General features: G+C 61.3%; 19 protein-coding genes and 1 pseudogene. 9 read left to right on the top strand and 11 right to left on the bottom strand.

The window, feature by feature from the left end; genetic code table 11:
- Positions 1-39: 39 nt before the first annotated feature.
- Both accD and Q5Y75_RS22465 read left to right on the top strand, forming a co-directional pair.
- On the top strand, positions 40-975 hold the full coding sequence (accD, locus tag Q5Y75_RS22470) for an acetyl-CoA carboxylase, carboxyltransferase subunit beta (protein WP_306201764.1): 936 nt from the start codon (positions 40-42) through the stop codon (positions 973-975).
- A complete protein-coding gene (locus Q5Y75_RS22465; RefSeq protein WP_306201762.1) occupies positions 972-2,246 on the top strand; it encodes a bifunctional folylpolyglutamate synthase/dihydrofolate synthase in 1,275 nt (424 codons plus the stop codon). The genes accD and Q5Y75_RS22465 overlap by 4 nt, the downstream gene beginning before the upstream one ends.
- Before the next feature lie 103 nt (positions 2,247-2,349).
- Here Q5Y75_RS22465 and Q5Y75_RS22460 read toward each other — a convergent pair whose 3' ends face one another.
- On the bottom strand, positions 2,350-2,733 hold the full coding sequence (locus tag Q5Y75_RS22460) for a hypothetical protein (RefSeq protein ID WP_306201760.1): 384 nt from the start codon (positions 2,731-2,733) through the stop codon (positions 2,350-2,352).
- A 255-nt stretch (positions 2,734-2,988) separates the two neighbouring features.
- Between Q5Y75_RS22460 and Q5Y75_RS22455 the strand changes: the two are divergent.
- Positions 2,989-3,723 (top strand): annotated as a pseudogene (locus Q5Y75_RS22455) (fumarylacetoacetate hydrolase family protein).
- A 19-nt stretch (positions 3,724-3,742) separates the two neighbouring features.
- Here Q5Y75_RS22455 and hutC read toward each other — a convergent pair.
- Positions 3,743-4,444: a histidine utilization transcriptional repressor HutC gene (hutC, locus tag Q5Y75_RS22450; protein WP_306201759.1), complete on the bottom strand. Its 702-nt coding sequence runs from the start codon at positions 4,442-4,444 to the stop codon at positions 3,743-3,745.
- A 61-nt stretch (positions 4,445-4,505) separates the two neighbouring features.
- Positions 4,506-5,870, bottom strand: a complete 1,365-nt coding sequence (locus Q5Y75_RS22445; RefSeq protein WP_306201757.1) for a formimidoylglutamate deiminase — start codon at positions 5,868-5,870, stop codon at positions 4,506-4,508.
- Positions 5,871-5,990: 120 nt separating this feature from the next.
- Between Q5Y75_RS22445 and hutI the strand changes: the two genes are divergently transcribed.
- From hutI to Q5Y75_RS22420, 5 genes are all read left to right on the top strand, one after another.
- Complete coding sequence (gene hutI / locus Q5Y75_RS22440) at positions 5,991-7,157, top strand: imidazolonepropionase (protein WP_306201902.1); 1,167 nt, start codon at positions 5,991-5,993, stop codon at positions 7,155-7,157.
- Entirely contained in the window at positions 7,154-8,677 is a 1,524-nt protein-coding gene (gene hutH / locus Q5Y75_RS22435; RefSeq protein WP_306201755.1) for a histidine ammonia-lyase, read from the top strand. The genes hutI and hutH overlap by 4 nt, the downstream gene beginning before the upstream one ends.
- On the top strand, positions 8,674-9,456 hold the full coding sequence (hutG, locus tag Q5Y75_RS22430) for an N-formylglutamate deformylase (protein WP_306201754.1): 783 nt from the start codon (positions 8,674-8,676) through the stop codon (positions 9,454-9,456). The genes hutH and hutG overlap by 4 nt, the downstream gene beginning before the upstream one ends.
- Complete coding sequence (gene hutU / locus Q5Y75_RS22425) at positions 9,453-11,132, top strand: urocanate hydratase (protein WP_306201752.1); 1,680 nt, start codon at positions 9,453-9,455, stop codon at positions 11,130-11,132. Before hutG ends, hutU begins: the two co-directional genes overlap by 4 nt.
- Positions 11,133-11,246: 114 nt before the next feature.
- Positions 11,247-11,534 carry a hypothetical protein gene (locus Q5Y75_RS22420; protein ID WP_306201750.1) on the top strand — a complete coding sequence of 96 codons (288 nt, stop codon included), beginning with the start codon at positions 11,247-11,249 and terminating at the stop codon, positions 11,532-11,534.
- A gap of 4 nt (positions 11,535-11,538) precedes the next feature.
- Here Q5Y75_RS22420 and Q5Y75_RS22415 read toward each other — a convergent pair whose 3' ends face one another.
- From Q5Y75_RS22415 to Q5Y75_RS22395, 5 genes are all read right to left on the bottom strand, one after another.
- The gene (locus tag Q5Y75_RS22415; RefSeq protein ID WP_306201749.1) at positions 11,539-11,751 is read right to left on the bottom strand and encodes a hypothetical protein; all 213 of its coding nucleotides are present in this window, start codon (positions 11,749-11,751) and stop codon (positions 11,539-11,541) included.
- Between the two features lie 123 nt (positions 11,752-11,874).
- Positions 11,875-12,264, bottom strand: a complete 390-nt coding sequence (locus Q5Y75_RS22410; protein WP_306201747.1) for a phage holin family protein — start codon at positions 12,262-12,264, stop codon at positions 11,875-11,877.
- A 90-nt stretch (positions 12,265-12,354) separates the two neighbouring features.
- Positions 12,355-13,542: a dual-specificity RNA methyltransferase RlmN gene (rlmN, locus tag Q5Y75_RS22405; protein WP_306201745.1), complete on the bottom strand. Its 1,188-nt coding sequence runs from the start codon at positions 13,540-13,542 to the stop codon at positions 12,355-12,357.
- Between the two features lie 188 nt (positions 13,543-13,730).
- Complete coding sequence (locus tag Q5Y75_RS28570) at positions 13,731-14,372, bottom strand: endonuclease III domain-containing protein (RefSeq protein ID WP_371933298.1); 642 nt, start codon at positions 14,370-14,372, stop codon at positions 13,731-13,733.
- Positions 14,373-14,595: 223 nt separating this feature from the next.
- Positions 14,596-15,129, bottom strand: a complete 534-nt coding sequence (locus Q5Y75_RS22395) for an invasion associated locus B family protein (protein WP_306201741.1) — start codon at positions 15,127-15,129, stop codon at positions 14,596-14,598.
- A gap of 171 nt (positions 15,130-15,300) precedes the next feature.
- On the opposite strand from Q5Y75_RS22395, the gene Q5Y75_RS22390 reads away from it, so the two are divergent.
- The gene (locus tag Q5Y75_RS22390; RefSeq protein WP_306201739.1) at positions 15,301-16,296 is read left to right on the top strand and encodes an asparaginase; all 996 of its coding nucleotides are present in this window, start codon (positions 15,301-15,303) and stop codon (positions 16,294-16,296) included.
- A gap of 24 nt (positions 16,297-16,320) precedes the next feature.
- Here the strand turns inward: Q5Y75_RS22390 and Q5Y75_RS22385 are convergent, their stop codons facing one another.
- The 3 genes from Q5Y75_RS22385 to Q5Y75_RS22375 are packed head-to-tail and all read right to left on the bottom strand — an operon-like array spanning position 16,321 to position 17,407.
- Complete coding sequence (locus tag Q5Y75_RS22385; protein WP_306201737.1) at positions 16,321-16,635, bottom strand: YciI family protein; 315 nt, start codon at positions 16,633-16,635, stop codon at positions 16,321-16,323.
- A gap of 23 nt (positions 16,636-16,658) precedes the next feature.
- Positions 16,659-17,087: an SRPBCC family protein gene (locus tag Q5Y75_RS22380; protein WP_306201735.1), complete on the bottom strand. Its 429-nt coding sequence runs from the start codon at positions 17,085-17,087 to the stop codon at positions 16,659-16,661.
- A complete protein-coding gene (locus Q5Y75_RS22375; protein ID WP_306201733.1) occupies positions 17,084-17,407 on the bottom strand; it encodes an ArsR/SmtB family transcription factor in 324 nt (107 codons plus the stop codon). Before Q5Y75_RS22375 ends, Q5Y75_RS22380 begins: the two co-directional genes overlap by 4 nt.
- Positions 17,408-17,468: the final 61 nt, after the last annotated feature.

Raw genomic sequence — 17,468 nt, 5'->3', positions numbered from 1 at the left:
CTTATCTGAGCGCGTGCACGCTCCACCAGAGGTTCCTGAATGAACTGGATCACCAACTACGTCCGGCCCCGGATAAACTCCATCTTTTCCCGCCGGGAAATGCCCGAGAACCTCTGGCATAAATGCAGCGAATGCGGAACCATGCTGTTCCATCGCGAGCTCAGCGACAATCTGAACGTTTGCACCAATTGCGGCCACCACATGGCGATCACCCCGCGTGAGCGGTTCAACGCGCTGTTCGATGGCGGCGTCTTTACCGAAGTCGCGGTGCCCGAGCCCAAGGCCGATCCGCTGCAGTTTCGCGATCAGAAGAAATACCCCGACCGCATGAAGGCCGCCCAGAAGGCGACCGGCGAAAAAGAAGCGATGCTGGTGGCCAATGGCGAGATTGGCCGCACGCCGATCATCGCCACCGCGCAGGATTTCTCGTTCATGGGCGGGTCCATGGGCATGTATGTGGGCAACGCGATCATCGCTGCTGCCGAAGAAGCGGTGAAGCTCAAGCGACCGCTGATCCTGTTTTCCGCCGCCGGTGGCGCGCGCATGCAGGAAGGTATCCTGTCGCTGATGCAGATGCCGCGGACCACCGTCGCGGTCGAAATGCTGAAAGAGGCGGGCCTGCCCTATATCGTGGTTCTGACCCACCCGACCACCGGCGGTGTCACCGCGTCTTATGCGATGCTGGGGGATGTCCACATCTCGGAGCCGAACGCGCTGATCTGTTTCGCCGGGCCGCGCGTGATCGAACAGACCATCCGCGAGAAACTGCCCGAAGGTTTCCAGCGCGCCGAATACCTACTGGATCACGGCATGCTGGACCGGGTGACGAAGCGGACCGAGATGCGGGATGAACTGATCACCATCACCCGGATGCTGATGAACCAGCCGCCTGCGGTACGCGGTGATCTGCCCGCGCCAGAGCCAGTGGCCGAAACCGCCAAAGACCCTGCTGAAGAGGCACCGGCCGAGAAATGAACGCGGCACAATCCGACATCATCCTCGACCGGATGATGGCGCTGCATCCCAAGATCATCGACCTGACACTGGACAGGGTGTGGCATTTGCTTGCCGCGCTGGACAATCCGCAGGACAGCTTGCCGCCGGTCATCCATATCGCGGGTACCAATGGCAAGGGCTCGACCCTTGCGATGATCCGCGCCGGGCTGGAAGGCGCCGGGCTGCGGGCGCATGCCTATACCTCGCCGCATCTGGCGCGATTTCACGAGCGTATTCGGCTCGCCGGTAGTCTGATCAGCGAAGCCGATCTGACAGCGGTACTGGATGAATGTTATGCCGCCAACGACGGTGCCTCGATCACCTATTTCGAGATCACGACCATTGCCGGGCTGCTGGCGTTCTCGCGCGTTCAGGCGGACTACACACTGCTTGAGGTGGGTCTGGGTGGCAGGCTGGATGCGACCAACGTGATCGATCATCCGGCGCTCTGCGTGATCACACCGATCTCGATCGATCATGAGCAGTTTCTTGGCGACACGATCGCCAAGATCGCCGCCGAAAAGGCCGGGATCATCAAACTCGGCGTGCCGGTCATTGTTGGCCCACAGCCCGACGAGGCGATGGCGGTGATCGAAGCCACCGCCGCCCGGCTGGGCGCGCCGCTGCTGGCTTTTGGTCAGCACTGGCACGTCTACGAAGAACGTGAACGGTTGATCTATCAGGACGAAACCGGGCTGCGCGATCTGCCGATGCCGAACCTGCTGGGCGCGCATCAGATTCAGAATGCCGGTGCCGCGCTGGCGGTTCTGCGGCATCTGAACCTGGGCGATGCCGCTTATGAGGCCGCAGTGACCCAGGCCGAATGGCCCGCGCGTATGCAGCGGCTCAGGACCGGCTCGCTGATCGACAGTGCGCCCGAGGCCGAGCTTTGGCTTGATGGCGGCCACAATGCAGCCGCTGGCAGCGCGTTGGCAGACCTGCTCGCAAGGTTGCCGAAACGGCCTACGCATATGATCTGCGGCATGCTCAACACCAAGGATGTCACCGGTTATCTGCGCCCCCTGGCAGCGCAGGCCGAAAGCCTAACCGCCGTGTCGATCCCGGGCGAGGCCAACACGCTGCCTGCAGCCGACACCGCCAATGCGGCACGCTCTGTCGGCATGTGTGCCTCAACCTCCGTGGATGTTGCCGCAGCATTGCAGACAATCACCGGGGCGGACCCACAAGCCCGCATTCTGATTTGCGGCTCGCTCTATCTTGCCGGTCATATCCTGCGCGAAAACGGCTGAGTTGTTAGGGGGGTCCCCGCCGGAGAGGAGGGGGGTTCTCTCCGACGGGGTAGGCCAGACCGGGTGTAGCTGCTGTGTCTGGCCCGCAGCGGAATCTACCGGGCTAGAAGCCCGGCATCTCCTGCCGCAGCATCAAGGCGTGGCCCGGAACAGAAATATTATCCCGGAAACGAATGGGGCGGGATCTGGGGGATAGATCCGATGCCCCGACGCCTTGAAGCGTTCTGATGTAATTGCCTGCAGAAATTGCAGAACAATGGTGTGGTGCGCCGGTAAAACCGACGCTGTAACCAAATTGAATTGCGGCCACGACGCCTCGGTGACTGACCTGGCGCGTCGCACGGGAGCAACTGCCTGTTGCGGCAGATACCCGGACCTTCTTCAATGTATCTAGGGCCGATTGCAGCGAAGTCACGCGCACATCTCCGCCGCATCGCAGTTGCGACGGAAGCCGTGTCGACGGCGTGTCTTCCATAACCTTGATCATGTCTGCCCCATTTGCGCCTATAGCGCTAGCTTGAGGTCCCCTTTGGACGCTGAATCACCTAATTCGCAAGTTCAAAAAACTTATTCACGCTATCATATCACACGATGAGCGGAATTGCGCCTACGCAATTGCAGGTTGTTGGCAAAATATGGCGCGAAATCCGAATTTTGGCCGGATGCTTCGCCCCGGCAGCATAAAAATACGCCTTGCAACAGATGGTTTGGAGCAATTTCTCTGCTGGACCCGGCGACTCTGATGACCCAGAGTCGAGCTGAGCAACAGAGCCCGAGCGACATAGAAAACCTCTTCGAGACCAAACCCAATCCCGTAATACCCGTATCGGGCGATTCGCGCGGTTATCCCGTGGGGCAAATTTTTTGTGTTGGCCGGATTTACTAGGCCCATGCCGCTGAAATGGGCAATAGCGTTGATCGCGAGGCGCCGTTCTACTTCACCAAATCCCCCGCCAACGCCACGCTCAGCGGCACGACCGCTCCATATCCACCCGGCACCGATGACTATCACCACGAGATGGAGCTGACCCTGGCGATCGGGGCCGAGGTGTTTCGTGGCAATACCGAAGCCGCTCAGGCGGCCATTTTCGGTTATTGCTGCGCGCTCGACATGACCCGTCGCGATCTGCAGATCCGCGAGCGGCAGAAACAACGGCCCTGGGACCTCGGCAAGGATGTCGAGAATTCTGCGGTCTTTGCGCCCTTGCGCCGGGCGACAGACTGGCAGCCACAGGCGGGCAGCAGAATCCATCTCTCGGTAAATGGTGACGTGCGACAGGATGCGACACTTGGCGAGATGGTCTGGAGCACCGTTGAAATCGTGCAGCACCTGTCCGGTTTCTATCACCTGCGGCCCGGCGATCTGGTGCTGACAGGAACACCTGCCGGGGTCGGGGCGGTACAGCCGGGCGACCGGATCGAGGGCGGGATTGATGGCCTGGACCCGGTCCAATTGGTGATCGGCGCGCCGGAGTAAGTCTTCAAAGGACGAAGAGTCAGTAGCGCGTGCGCATCTGATAGCCCTGATGAAAGGTCATGCGCACAAATGTCACCGGCTCGGCGCTTAACCAGGTCGTCCGCTCCATCTGAAACAGCGGCGCACCGGAGGGCACGGCAAGGAACTCGCCTAGCGTTGCGCTTGCAGCCACGGCAGAAAATGACACCTCGGCATCCGAAAACGGAATCTCTGCCAATAGCCATTCATTCGGACCCATTGTGAGAAAGTCTGCCTCGACAACATGGGGCACGGCATGGACGTTGATCCAGCGTTCCTCGAACTGGAAGGGTCGGTCATCGGCGAAATGCATGCAGCACAGGTGCATAACCTGCCCGGCATTGGTCAGCCCGATCTTGGCCTGCAGCCAGGGCGGGCAAGCCATCAGGTTTCGGCTGACCAGAGAATAGCGGTAGGTGGCGTTCATCTCTTCGACGGTCTGACGGACGACGGCAATTTCCAGCTTGGCCTGTTTGGTGGGGCGCAAAGCGACGCGCGTGCCGCTTTTGCGCTTCCGGTCGACGATGCCGCGCTCGGCCAGCTCGCGCAGGGCTCGGTTGACGGTGGCGCGTGCACAGCCAAACTCAGCCGCCAGTTCGATCTCGGTCGGCAGCACGGTGCCCTGCGGCCAGGTGCGGGATTGAATACGGGCCATGACCTCGTCCCGGACGTCTTGAAAACTGATGGTTTTGCGGTCCGTCATTCTGCCATCCGATCATAACTCCGATATGCTCATATTTTAGGGATAGGGAGGGGCTGACGGGTCAAATCACGTCGACCAGCCTCGCTATGGCGGCCTTGTAGTTGGCCAGGATCGCATCACGGGCGACATGCCGCCCCGCGCGCACCTGATGCCGTCCCGCGGACCAGAGGTCGGTGACAACCCGATCTTTTGCGGCAAAACACAGCCCATCCAGAAGCTGTGCGTCATTCAGCGCCAGCAAGGCCGGGTCGGTCCGGTCGATGGCGACCAGATCGGCGAGCTTGCCGATCCTGATCTCGCCACTGTCGCGGCTCAGCGCCTGCACCCCGCCTGTCGCTGCCGACAGGTAGAGGTGCGCACCGACCGAGCCTTCACCCGGCACCATCACGTTGCGGCTGTGGTCCCGTATGCGCTGGGAATACTCCAGCGCCCGTAACTCCTCGGTCAGCGAGATGCAGACATTCGAATCTGACCCGATGCCGAACCGCCCGCCGGACTGCACATAGGCCGGGCCGTTGAACGGACCATCCCCCAGATTGGCCTCGGTGATCGGGCAAAGCCCCGCAACGGCGCCGGAATGCGCCAAATCGACGGTTTCCGCCTCGGTCATGTGGGTGGCATGGATCAGGCACCATGTGTCATCCACGGGCGCATTCTGCAGCAGCCAGGCGACCGGCGTTTCCCCTAGCCAGAGCCTGATATCCTCGACTTCTTTGAGTTGTTCGGCGATGTGGATGTGGATCGACCGGGTCTCGCGACCCGCGAGAAGTTCTGTCAGATCCTCGGGGCAGGTCGCCCGCAGTGAATGCGGGGCGATCCCGACGCGGGTGTCCGCAGGCAGCGCCCGGCTGGCTTGACGCGCCTCGGCCACCAGATCGAGATAGGCCCCAACATCATTGCCAAACCGCTTCTGACCCGCCCCAAGCTCCGCCCGTTGTGGGCCCCCGTAGCTGTAGAGCACCGGCAGATGCGTCAGCCCGATCCCGGTTTGCGCGGCGGCGGCAAAGACGCGCTGGCTCAACTCGCTGACCGCATCATAGGGCGTACCGTCGGGCTGGTGGTGGACATAGTGAAACTCGCCGACCGAGGCATAGCCTGTCTCTTGCATCTCCAGAAAGACAAGCGCTGCGATGGCCTCGTAGTCTTCGGGCGTAAGGTGGGTAACGAAGCGGTACATCATTTCGCGCCAGGTCCAGAAACTGTCGCGACCCGCTGCGCGCGTCTCGGTCATGCCCGCCATGGCGCGTTGGAAGCTGTGCGAATGCAGGTTCGCCAGCGCGGGCAACAGCGTGTCGACCTGCACGTCACCGGGCTGAGGTGTCGTTTGGACCTCAATCGCTTGGATGTGCATGTCTTCAACGCAGACCCGCACGTGCTGGCGCCAAGTAGATCCTAACAAAGCATGTTGAGCAAAAATTGCCTGCATTCGGATTCTCAATTATGACTAGACATAATAACTTTATCCGCATACTTTATATCGTGCAACCATTCCTAGAGAGATTCCGTGATCAACAAGCGCATCCTGACCGGTCTTCATGCCGCAACGATGAGTGCAGGCGACGCCCTTTATGGCCTGATCCATGAGGCGGCGATCGCGATAGAGGGGGACAGGATCGCGTGGACAGGGGCCGTGGTGGACCTGCCCGAGGATTATGCCGCTTGGCCTCGCGACGAACTCGGTGGTCGGCTTGTTACGCCCGGCTTGATCGATTGCCACACCCATCTGGTTTTTGGCGGCGATCGCGCCCGCGAGTTCGAGATGCGCCTGAACGGGGCCAGCTATGAAGAGGTCGCGCGCGCCGGGGGTGGTATCATCTCGACCGTGAGCGACACACGAAGGGCCTCGCTGGATGCGTTGATTGCGCAGGCGCTACCTCGGCTCGATGCGCTGATCGCCGAAGGCGCGACCACAATCGAGGTCAAATCCGGCTACGGGTTGGATCGCGAGACCGAGTTGAACATGTTGCGCGCCGCCCGCGCGCTGGAACATCAGCGACCAGTCACCATCAGAACCAGCTTTCTGGGCGCCCACGCCACGCCGCCTGAATATAAGGGGCGCAGCGACGCCTATATCGACGAGGTCTGCATCCCGACGCTGCGCGCCGCACAGAATGAAGGCCTGGTCGATGCGGTAGACGGGTTTTGCGAAAATATCGCCTTTGACACCGATCAGATCGAACGGGTGTTCCGCGTCGCGGCAGAGCTTGGACTGCCGGTCAAGCTGCATGCGGAGCAGTTGTCTCATCTCGGCGGCACGCAATTGGCGACGCGATACAAGGCCCTGTCGGCGGACCATCTGGAATACGCGAATGAGGCGGATGCACGCGCCATGGCGGCCTCGGGGACAGTTGCGGTGATCCTGCCGGGGGCGTTTTATACACTGCGCGAGACGCAGCAACCGCCTATCGAGGCACTCCGCGCGCATCATGTACCGATGGCTCTGGCGACGGATTGCAATCCGGGCTCATCCCCAATAACGTCGCTGCTGCTGGCCCTGAATATGGGCTGCACCCTGTTCCGCATGACGCCCGAAGAGTCACTGGCGGGTGTTACAAGCAATGCCGCGCAGGCGCTGGGCCTGTCGGATCGCGGACGGATCGCGCCGGGTCTGCGCGCCGATCTGGCGGTCTGGAATGTTGAAACACCGGCAGAGCTGTCCTATCGCATCGGTTTCAACCCGCTTCACGCTCGTATCCTCGCAGGTCGCCCATGATCGTGCTGACGCCGGGCACGGCCACGCTCGCCACATTGGAAGCGCTCTATCGGGACGGGGGCCCGGTAAAACTGGATCGGGCCGCGAAACTGGCGGTTGATGCCGCTGCCGGTATGGTGGCGCAGGCCGCTGCCGGATCAGAGGCGGTCTATGGCATCAATACCGGCTTCGGCAAGCTGGCCTCGACCCGCATCGCCCCCGAGGACACCGCCCATCTGCAGCGCAACCTGATCCTGTCTCATTGCTGTGGCGTGGGCGAGCCGCTGGCACCGGACAAAACCCGCCTGATGATGGTGCTGAAACTCCTGTCGCTGGGGCGGGGTGCGTCCGGCGTGACCTGGGCGGTGATCGAACAGATCGAGGCGATGCTGGCGCGAGGCGTGATCCCGGTTGTACCGTCGCAGGGCTCGGTCGGTGCGTCGGGCGACCTGGCGCCGCTGGCGCATATGGCGGCGGTGATGATCGGGGCGGGCGAGGCCTTCCATGACGGCCAGCGCATGCCCGCGGCGGAGGCGCTGTCGCGTGCCGGGCTGGAACCTGTTGCGCTGGGTCCCAAGGCCGGGCTGGGGTTGATCAACGGCACCCAGTTTTCGACCGCCTGCGCGCTGGCAGGCTTGTTTGACGGGTTGCGGATGGCGCGCGCCTCGATGGTGATCGCCTCGCTGACCACCGATGCCATCATGGGCTCAACCGCGCCGCTGGTACCCGAGATCCACGACTTGCGCGGCCACGCGGGCCAGATCGACGTGGCGCGGGGCATGCGGGCGCTGATGGAGGGGTCCGAGATCCGCGAAAGCCACCGCAAGGGCGATCACCGCGTGCAGGACCCCTATTGCATCCGCTGCCAGCCGCAGGTTGTCGGCGCGGCGCTGGATGTGCTGCGCATGGCGGCCCGCACGCTTGAGGTCGAGGCCAATGCGGTCACGGATAATCCGCTGGTGCTTGTTGAGGCCGGACGCATCGTGTCAGGCGGCAATTTTCACGCTGAATATGTGGGCTTTGCCGCCGATCAGATCGCGCTGGCGCTGGCCGAGATCGGCGCCATTGCCCAGCGCCGCGTTGCGCTGATGGTTGACCCGACGCTCAGCTTCGATCTGCCGCCTTTCCTGACCCCCGATCCGGGGTTGAACTCGGGCTTCATGATCGCCGAAGTGACGACCGCGGCGCTGATGAGCGAGAACAAACATCTGGCCAATCCCTGCGTGACCGACTCCACCCCAACCTCAGCCAATCAGGAAGATCACGTATCGATGGCCGCCCATGGCGCGCTGCGGCTGGAGCGGATGTGCCAGAACCTGTCTGTGATCCTCGGGGTCGAACTGCTCTGCGCCGCGCAGGGGATCGAGGCACGCGCGCCGCTGGCCACATCGCATCGATTGCAGGCGGTGATCGAGCATCTGCGCCGCTCCGTGCCCGCGCTGGAACAGGACCGCTATCTCGCGCCCGATATCGAGGCGGCGGCGGCCATGGTCCGATCCGGCGACCTCGAACAGGTGGCGCAGCTGGAGGTGCCGTCATGATCGAGGTGGCGCGCGGCGACAGCCCGCTGGTGCTGGGCCTGCCCCATACCGGGACGCAGATTCCGGGAGAGATCCTGTCCCGCCTTAACGCCACCGGACAAGCAATGGCGGATACCGACTGGCATATCGACCGCCTCTATGACGGGCTGGTCGCGGACATCACTACGGTGCGAACGCCGATCCATCGCTACGTGATTGATGTTAACCGTGATCCGGCGGATATCAGTCTCTATCCAGGACAAAACACCACGTCTCTGTGTGCGCTGACCGATTTCGACGGTGCCCCGATCTACCGCGCGGGAATGGAACCCGACGCCGAGGAGATCGCCCGCCGCAGCGAGGCGTTCCACGCGCCCTATCACGACGCCCTGACGACAGAATTGGAGCGTCTGCGTGCGGTGCATGGCTTTACCATCCTCTATGATTGTCACTCGATCCGATCGCATATCCCGTTCCTGTTCGACGGCACATTGCCCGATTTCAATATTGGTACGAATGAAAGAACCACCTGCGCGCCAGAGCTGGAACAGTATGTGCAGCAAATCTGCGCCAACGCCGACGGTTACAGCCATGTGGTCAATGGCCGCTTCAAGGGCGGCTGGACCACACGTCACAACGGACGCCCCAAAGAGGGCCTGCACGCGATCCAGATGGAACTGGCGCAATCCACCTACATGGCCGAGGCCGCGCCCTGGACCTGGGCGCAGGACAAGGTGGACAGATTGCGCCGACCGCTGGCCGAGATACTCACAACGCTCAAGAACTGGAGCCCCGCATGACCGATCCCCGCCACAACATCCGCGATGTCTTTCCGCCGACCGGGCCCGAACTGAACGCCAAAAGCTGGCAGACCGAAGCGCCGCTGAGAATGCTGATGAACAACCTGCACCCGGATGTGGCCGAAAGCCCCCATGAATTGGTGGTTTATGGCGGCATCGGGCGAGCGGCGCGGACATGGAAGGATTTCGATCTGATCTGCGCCAGCCTCAAGCAGTTGGAGGCGGAGGAAACCCTGATCGTGCAGTCCGGCAAGCCGGTTGCGGTGATCCGCACCCATGCCGATGCGCCACGCGTATTGATCGCAAACTCGAATTTAGTGCCACATTGGGCCACCTGGGATCATTTCAACGAACTCGATAAGAAGGGCCTGATGATGTACGGCCAGATGACCGCCGGGTCATGGATCTATATCGGCACCCAGGGCATCGTGCAGGGAACCTACGAGACCTTTGCCGAGGCCGGGCGGCAGCATTACGGCGGTGATCTGACCGGCAAGTGGATTCTGACCGGGGGGCTGGGCGGTATGGGCGGGGCGCAGCCGCTGGCCGCCGTCTTTGCAGGGGCTTGTTGTCTGGCGGTGGAATGTGACCCGGACCGGATCGATTTTCGCCTACGCACCAAATATGTCGATGAACGCGCCGACACGCTCGATGAAGCGCTTGAGATGATCGCGCGCTGGACCAAGGCAGGTGAGGCGAAATCCGTGGGACTCTTGGGCAATGCGGCCGATATCTTTCCCGAGATCTACGCCAGCATGCAGGCGGGTGGCCTCCGCCCCGACATCGTCACCGACCAGACCAGCGCTCATGATCCGATCAACGGCTACCTGCCGCAGGGCTGGTCGCTGGCGGACTGGCGCGAGAAGCGCGAAACAGACCCTAAATTGGTGGAAAAGGCCGCCTGTGCCAGCATGCGCGTGCATGTGCAGGCGATGGTGGATTTCTGGAACGCGGGAGTGCCGACGCTGGATTATGGCAACAACATTCGGCAGGTGGCGCAGGATGAGGGGCTGGAAAACGCCTTTGCCTTTCCCGGTTTTGTCCCCGCCTATATCCGTCCGCTTTTCTGCAAAGGCATTGGCCCTTTCCGCTGGTGCGCGCTGTCAGGCGATCCCGAGGATATCTACAAGACCGACGCCAAGATGAAGGAGTTGTTCCCCGAGAACACTCATCTGCATAACTGGCTGGACATGGCGCAGGAGCGTATCGCGTTTCAGGGCCTGCCCGCCCGCATCTGCTGGATTGGGCTCGGCGACCGGCACCGCGCCGGGCTCGCCTTCAACGAAATGGTGGCGAGCGGTGAGCTCAAAGCGCCGATTGTGATCGGGCGCGACCATCTGGATTCAGGCTCTGTCGCGTCCCCCAACCGCGAGACCGAGGCGATGCTGGATGGCTCGGACGCGGTCAGCGACTGGCCGCTGCTGAACGCGCTGATCAACACTGCTTCGGGCGCCACATGGGTCTCGCTGCATCATGGCGGTGGCGTCGGTATGGGGTTCAGCCAGCATGCGGGCGTGGTCATCTGTGCCGATGGTACGCCTGAGGCGGCAAAGCGGCTGGAGCGGGTGCTGTGGAACGACCCGGCATCGGGCGTCTGGCGACATGCGGATGCGGGCTATGATATTGCCAAGACCTGTGCGCGTGAGCACGGGCTGAACCTGCCCGGCATCCTCTGAGCCATCGATCCAGCCATGGCCTGTGGCTGGGATCGGCCATGTAGGCCCTACCCCGGCCAAAGCCGGATCGATTCGTGCTACACTCGGCGCAGAACCGACCGAAGGGAGGGAGTGATGGCCTATGTGACCGTCTCGACATGGCAATATGAAGAAGGGCATGACGCGGCCGCGCTGGAGAAAAGTGCGCGGGACAACCTGACTCAGCTCAAGGCGATGGGGGCCGTGGGCGGCTATCTTGTCCGCACCTCAGACAGCGAAGGCATGGTTGTCGTGATCTATCCCGATGAAGGTGCCTGGAACCGCGTGCGCGACATGGTTACGCATATGCGGGCCAATACCGATCCCGCGGTGGGCGGGCGCAATATCGATGTCCTGAGCGGCGCCGCCGTGGTGGCGGTCTAGCCGGTCAGTGCAGGTTTTCAGGCAGAATGCCCACGACCGTGCCCTGCGGCAGCTTGGTCAGCACCTGCTTGCCGCGCATGGCCTTGATCGCATATCCCATCCCCGCCAGGCGGAATTCCCATTCCCGCGCGCTCAGCGCCAGGTCCTTTTCCCGCTGGATCATGTCCAGCATGCTCGCATCAATCACAGCCCCGTTGGCCTCGCCAAAAGTCATCATCTCACCCTCGTTACCTTTTTGAACGAGGATGACACTGCACGGTGATCTGGGCTGGAATTTACCGGAAATAGGGTGTTTTGCGGGCAACCTGGACAGTTCGTTTCCAAGATTGCCCCAATTAACCTATTTGGTCTTGGTGGGCGCTTGCAGTTCCTTGAACACAAACATCGGAATCAGGATGTTGGCGATCAGCGAGCCGAGCCAGACCAACAGGGTCGCAGCCAGCAAATTGGCGATACCGCCGATCTGAAAGCCGCTGACGATCAGATTGGTGATGATCAGACCAAAGAAAATCACCACCAGCGCAACCCCGCCCTTGAGTGCAGGCAGGTTCTTTTCGCTGATCTTGGTGACCAGCGGATCGGCGATAACCTGAATGACGGTGAAGATCACCACAACGATCAGCAGCGACAGCGGCCCGACCGAAAACCCTTCCAGAAGCAGCGTGGCCAACAACAGCCCCACCGCATTGCTGATCAGGATGGCGGCGGCAAGCAGAAGGCGTCGGGTCATGGCAAAAGCTCCTTGAAGCGCAATTTCGGGTCAAATCACCTTCACGGATAACGCATTCCGGCGCGGCATTCACCAAATAGTTGCGCGGTCTCAGCGGCGTAGACCAGCCTCGACCTCGATCTGCTTACGCGATTTGCGGGCGCGCTCGGTGGCCGATTTCAACTGACCGCAGGCTGCCATAATATCCTCGCCCCGTGTCTTGCGGATGGGCGAGGCATATCCGGCCTGATAGATGATATTGGCGAAGGCTCGGATGCGGTTGTTGGAACTGCGTTTGTAGGGCGCGCCAGGCCATTCATTGAACGGGATCAGGTTGATCTTGGCCGGAATATTGTGGCGCTTGATATGATCAATCAGGCGATGGGCATCCGCATCGCTGTCATTCACCCCGTCCAGCATCACATATTCGAATGTGATACGTTCCGAGTTGGACGCTTTGGGATAGCTCGCCAGCGCCTGCAGCAATTCCTCGATATTCCAACGCTTGTTGATCGGGACCAGCAAATCGCGGGTCTCATCCGTGGTGGCATGGAACGAGATCGCCAGCAGGCAGCCGATCTCTTCGGCGGTACGGGCGATCTCGGGAACCACGCCGCTGGTGGACAATGTGATGCGGCGGCGGCTGAGCGAGATGCCTTCGGGGTCCATCGCGATCTTCATCGCGTCGCGGACATTGTCGAAATTGTAAAGCGGCTCACCCATACCCATCAGCACGATGTTGGACAGTAGGCGCGTTTCATCCTTGGGCGCGCCGGGTGTCGGCCATTCGTTAAGATCGTCGCGCGCCATCATAATCTGGCCGACAACTTCTGCTGCCGTCAGGTTGCGCACCAGCTTCTGGGTGCCGGTATGGCAGAAGGAACAGGTCAGCGTGCAGCCCACCTGAGACGAGATACAAAGCGTGCCGCGATCCTCTTCGGGGATATAGACAACCTCGACCTCATGCCCGCCCGCGATCCGGACGAGGTATTTGCGCGTGCCATCCTCGGATACCTGCCGGGTGATGACCTCAGGCGTTTCGATCACGAAGTTTTCAGCCAGTTGCGCACGATAGGCTTTCGCGAGGTTGGTCATCGCGTCGAAATCGCGCACGCCCCATTGATAGATCCACTGCCAGATCTGACCGGTCCGCATCTTGGCTTGCTTTTCCGGCGTGCCATGTTCGATCAGCGTCTCGCGCAGCTGGTCCCGAGTTAGGCCGACAAGGTTGACCCTCCCCTCCGGCAGCTTGCGGGGGATGGTCATCACGTCCTGGGTAATCGGCGCTTTGGCGGTCATGGCGAGGCTCGGGTTTGTGCGTAAGATGCGCCTCTATATAGGAACACGCGGCAAGATCAAAAGGAATCGTGTTTGTTGTGCTGCACTTCGCTACTCCGGCACATGGGGGCGGTCCCGTCCAGGTCCGCCTGCGGACGTGCCCTTTGGCGAGCGAATATGTCGCCGCAACAGGTGGCGCATGTACCGACTCAGGCAAGCCTTGGATGCCGAAGCGGTGCAACTGGTCGGTCAGATTGAATAGGTCTTGAGCCTGAGCGGGACCGGCGAGCGCTGCGGAAACAACTGCAGACTTCGCGAACCGGACAGCATCCGCATTTCGGAACTGCAGGTCGGCAGAGTGTCTGACCATGCAGTTTTATCAGTTGGTGATGGTTGTCCATGTCATCGGCCTCCCATTGGCCGGGCAGCAGAGGCATCAGGGTATCATAGGCTTTCTCGATGCTGGCCTTGCGGCTGATCAGCCCCAGACGTGCGGCGACACGCAGGAGATGTGTATCAACGAGCAGAACGGCTTTGCGCAGTGTGCTGAATTTCAGGACCGCAGCAGAGGTTTTGCGCCCAATGCCATCCAATTTCTCCAACCGGATGATTGCCGCATCGGCTGGCATCTCACCCAGAAAGTCGAGCGACAGGCTACCCTGGCTTGCACTCACGAATTGCAGGGCTGCCTTTAGCCTGGGCGCTTTCTTTTCGGGTATCTCAACCGAACGGATCAGTTCGTGGATTTCAGCGACCGGAGCGTCGCGCAAATCCTCCCAACAGCGGATGTGATCCCGCAATCGCGTGTAGCATCCCAGGGAAACGTCTCCGTGCGTCAAACCACCGATCATCGCCATCACTAGCTGCGAGACAGGGTCGAGCAAGAGGTGCTTTGGCGGTGGGCCATGGTGATGGCGCAGACGCTTATCCACCAACAGAAGACATCGCGCGCGTTAGTCAGGGAGCAGTGACAGTTGCATGTCGCTGATCTTAGCACAGGCAATAGAACAAATATAGAACATCTGCCGTGCAATAGATCAGCGCGTACGCCGCATGTTCAGCGAGACTGGATGATCACTCGGCGCAGCGCTTCTCAGCGTCTTCGATGCCGGCGGTGAAGCCCTGTAGTGAGAACGTATCCTTTGTCTGAGTACCCCGCGCCGACCGGGCGGTCAGAACCGCCTGCGCGCCGCGCTTCATCGCGGTCACGATCTTGGTGTCATCCGAAGCCGTCGCGGGCCAGGCCCATTCGCCCTCTGTGAACAGCTCATATTCGGAGCCGCCGACATTTAGATTCACCGTGGATCCCGGCGCAAAAGGATAGCCGCCAGTAAAGGTGACCTGCCCCTTTACGCCCGCCTTGGGTCGAAAGAACACAAATAACAGGATATCGCTGCGCCGCACGGCCACGACACGACCGCCACGGGTGTTCACCGTCTCTTCGGGTGCGGCCACGATCCAGCACTCGGTCGGATCATTCTCAACAAACACGCTCCAGGCGGTTTGCACCGCGACCCGGTTCGAGCTTTCCGATGTTTGCGCATTTGCGGTGGTTGCCAGACCGGCCAGACACATGCCTGCCACGATACGCGCCAGTTTCGTTCCCATCTGTCCAGACTCCTAGACTGTCTCTACCTCAAAATCAGAGTGCCTGCGCACCTTTAAGGCGCATCTTGACCGCACAGCCGACGCTTGCCGACATAGTCACATTATCGCATGTTCTACCACGGGTGAAAGAGCGATTGGCAGGAAATCGCGCAGAATTTCGAGAGGTTTTTCATGACACGACCCGTAGCGATGACCGAGGTCTGGCGGAATACGTTTCTGGAAAGCGTGCATCTGGGACATGCCGTGATTTGCGACGATAGCGGTCAGATCGTGCGCAGCTGGGGCGACCCGAATGCGGTGATCTTTCCACGCTCTTCCTGCAAGATGGTCCAGGCGCTGCCGCTGATCACGTCCGGAGCGGCGGCGAAATACGGGCTGGGATCAGAGCATCTGGCACTGGCCTGCGCCTCGCACAAGGGCGCGGCGATTCATACCGAGCGGGTCAATGCCTGGCTGGGTCACCTTGGGCTAAGTGATGACGACTTCCGCTGTGGCCCGCAAGTGCCGGAGGACCGCGATGCCCGCGAGGCGCTGATCCGCGCCTATGAAACGCCCTGTCAGGTGCATAACAATTGCTCCGGCAAACATGCGGGGTTCCTGACCCTGACGCAGCATATGGGGGCAGGCCCCGATTATGTCGCGATGGACCACCCGGTACAGCAGGCTTGCCTGGCCGCCTTCGAAGAGGTCACCGGCGAGGCCAGCCCCGGGCACGGGATCGACGGTTGTTCGGCGCCCAATTTCGTCACCTCGCTCACCGGTCTTGCGCGGGCCATGGCGTGGTTTGCCTCGGCTGCCGGCCGCGCGGATCGTCAAAGCGTTGCGGCACTCGAATTGACCAAAGCGATGATGCAGCATCCCGAACTGGTGGCGGGTGAACGCCGTGCTTGCACCGAGCTGATGCGCGCCGCCGGTGGCATGGCGGCCATTAAGACCGGGGCCGAGGCCGTGTTTGTCGCGATCCTGCCGGAAAAGCGCATGGGCGTCGCGCTCAAAATCATGGATGGCACCACCCGCGCCAGCGAATGCGCCATTGCGGCCATCTTGGTCAGCCTGGGCGTTCTCGACCCTGACCACCCGGCGACGCGCAAATTCATGACGCCGCTGCTCCACAGTCGACGCGGTATCGAATGCGGCCGCATCGCTCCGGCCGAAGGGTTTATCTGATCCGCCGCGCGCCTGGTGGCGGGCTTACATCTCGATGACTTCCGCCACTTCAACGCTGCCTGATCCGTCGACGACCATCGGGCAGCCCTTTGCCATTTCGGTGGCCGCTTCAATCGAATCAGCCTTGATCACGGTGTAGCCAGAGATCGGATTCGCGCCCCCGTCATCGGCGACTCCCGCGGCGCTGACGGTTTTCGACATGCCGACCGGCGCGCCGGGAATTTCCAAAGAGGGGCCCATTTTCTCGAACCACGCGCCCCAGGCGGCCATGGTTTTTTCGACTTCGGCGGGGTCCTCGGGGCGGCTTCCGCCGTGATAGGCAAAGATAAACTGTGGCATACTGAAATCCTCCTTTTTGGTGCTTATTGAAACTGTGCGTCGAGTTTACGCAGCGACGAGGTCCAGCCCTTTTCGTGGTTGGCTGCGACATCGGCATCGCTTAGCTCGCGATGATCAAGGATCAGCCGCGCGCCCTCTTCGGTGCCTTCCACGGTGAGGGTCACATGGCTTTCGGCCCCGCGTGCGTCCGCGTCATTATGCCAGCCCCAGGTGAAGCCCACCGTTTTCGGCGGATCGACATGGGTGACATGGCCCGATACCTTGTAGCGCTGCCCCTCGTCATTCACCATGACCGAGTACCACGGCCCCTTGCGGGTGAAATCCAGATCATGCTCGGGTACGTGCAACCCCTCGGGACCCCACCATTTCAATAACTTGTCCGGATCGCTGACCCAGGCAAACAGCTTTTCGGCGCTGATTGGGTAATGGCGTTCCAGCCGCAACTCGCTCATGTTTGGTCCTCTTCGATGATGGCGGCATCCAGCCGGTCCAGGCTGGCCTCCCAGAACGCGCGTTTGGAAATCGTCCAGTCGGCAATCGCGCGCAGACCCTGACCGTCGACGGTATAAAGCCGGTGGGTTCCCTGCACGCGCTGGCGGATCAGCCCGGCCTCGCGCAGCACCTTGAGGTGCCGCGAAATGGCCGCACCCGACATGCCGCGCCCTTCGATCAATTCCCCGGCGGCCAGCTCGCCTTCGGCCATGAGCTGTTCGACGATCGACATGCGGGTCTGATCGGACAGGGCAGAGAAGGCTTTCAAAACAGCGGTCATGGGTGATTGTTAACACAAGTGCTAATTAACGTAAATGTTAATGATCGAAGGGTCTATATCT

It is taken from the genome of Ruegeria discodermiae, assembly GCF_030758345.1.
GTDB lineage: Bacteria > Pseudomonadota > Alphaproteobacteria > Rhodobacterales > Rhodobacteraceae > Ruegeria_C.
Note: the sequence above shows the minus strand (reverse complement) of the source record. Positions and strands in the feature narration are given on the sequence as shown.

What these genes read in the sequence shown, in the direction of transcription:
- accD (WP_306201764.1), top strand. Translation starts at nt 40, where the DNA reads ATGAACTGGATCACCAACTACGTCCGGCCCCGGATAAACTCCATCTTT.
- Q5Y75_RS22465 (WP_306201762.1), top strand. Translation starts at nt 972, where the DNA reads ATGAACGCGGCACAATCCGACATCATCCTCGACCGGATGATGGCGCTG.
- Q5Y75_RS22460 (WP_306201760.1), bottom strand. Translation starts at nt 2,733, where the DNA reads ATGATCAAGGTTATGGAAGACACGCCGTCGACACGGCTTCCGTCGCAA.
- hutC (WP_306201759.1), bottom strand. Translation starts at nt 4,444, where the DNA reads ATGACGGACCGCAAAACCATCAGTTTTCAAGACGTCCGGGACGAGGTC.
- Q5Y75_RS22445 (WP_306201757.1), bottom strand. Translation starts at nt 5,870, where the DNA reads ATGCAGGCAATTTTTGCTCAACATGCTTTGTTAGGATCTACTTGGCGC.
- hutI (WP_306201902.1), top strand. Translation starts at nt 5,991, where the DNA reads ATGAGTGCAGGCGACGCCCTTTATGGCCTGATCCATGAGGCGGCGATC.
- hutH (WP_306201755.1), top strand. Translation starts at nt 7,154, where the DNA reads ATGATCGTGCTGACGCCGGGCACGGCCACGCTCGCCACATTGGAAGCG.
- hutG (WP_306201754.1), top strand. Translation starts at nt 8,674, where the DNA reads ATGATCGAGGTGGCGCGCGGCGACAGCCCGCTGGTGCTGGGCCTGCCC.
- hutU (WP_306201752.1), top strand. Translation starts at nt 9,453, where the DNA reads ATGACCGATCCCCGCCACAACATCCGCGATGTCTTTCCGCCGACCGGG.
- Q5Y75_RS22420 (WP_306201750.1), top strand. Translation starts at nt 11,247, where the DNA reads ATGGCCTATGTGACCGTCTCGACATGGCAATATGAAGAAGGGCATGAC.
- Q5Y75_RS22415 (WP_306201749.1), bottom strand. Translation starts at nt 11,751, where the DNA reads ATGATGACTTTTGGCGAGGCCAACGGGGCTGTGATTGATGCGAGCATG.
- Q5Y75_RS22410 (WP_306201747.1), bottom strand. Translation starts at nt 12,264, where the DNA reads ATGACCCGACGCCTTCTGCTTGCCGCCGCCATCCTGATCAGCAATGCG.
- rlmN (WP_306201745.1), bottom strand. Translation starts at nt 13,542, where the DNA reads ATGACCGCCAAAGCGCCGATTACCCAGGACGTGATGACCATCCCCCGC.
- Q5Y75_RS28570 (WP_371933298.1), bottom strand. Translation starts at nt 14,372, where the DNA reads ATGATCGGTGGTTTGACGCACGGAGACGTTTCCCTGGGATGCTACACG.
- Q5Y75_RS22395 (WP_306201741.1), bottom strand. Translation starts at nt 15,129, where the DNA reads ATGGGAACGAAACTGGCGCGTATCGTGGCAGGCATGTGTCTGGCCGGT.
- Q5Y75_RS22390 (WP_306201739.1), top strand. Translation starts at nt 15,301, where the DNA reads ATGACACGACCCGTAGCGATGACCGAGGTCTGGCGGAATACGTTTCTG.
- Q5Y75_RS22385 (WP_306201737.1), bottom strand. Translation starts at nt 16,635, where the DNA reads ATGCCACAGTTTATCTTTGCCTATCACGGCGGAAGCCGCCCCGAGGAC.
- Q5Y75_RS22380 (WP_306201735.1), bottom strand. Translation starts at nt 17,087, where the DNA reads ATGAGCGAGTTGCGGCTGGAACGCCATTACCCAATCAGCGCCGAAAAG.
- Q5Y75_RS22375 (WP_306201733.1), bottom strand. Translation starts at nt 17,407, where the DNA reads ATGACCGCTGTTTTGAAAGCCTTCTCTGCCCTGTCCGATCAGACCCGC.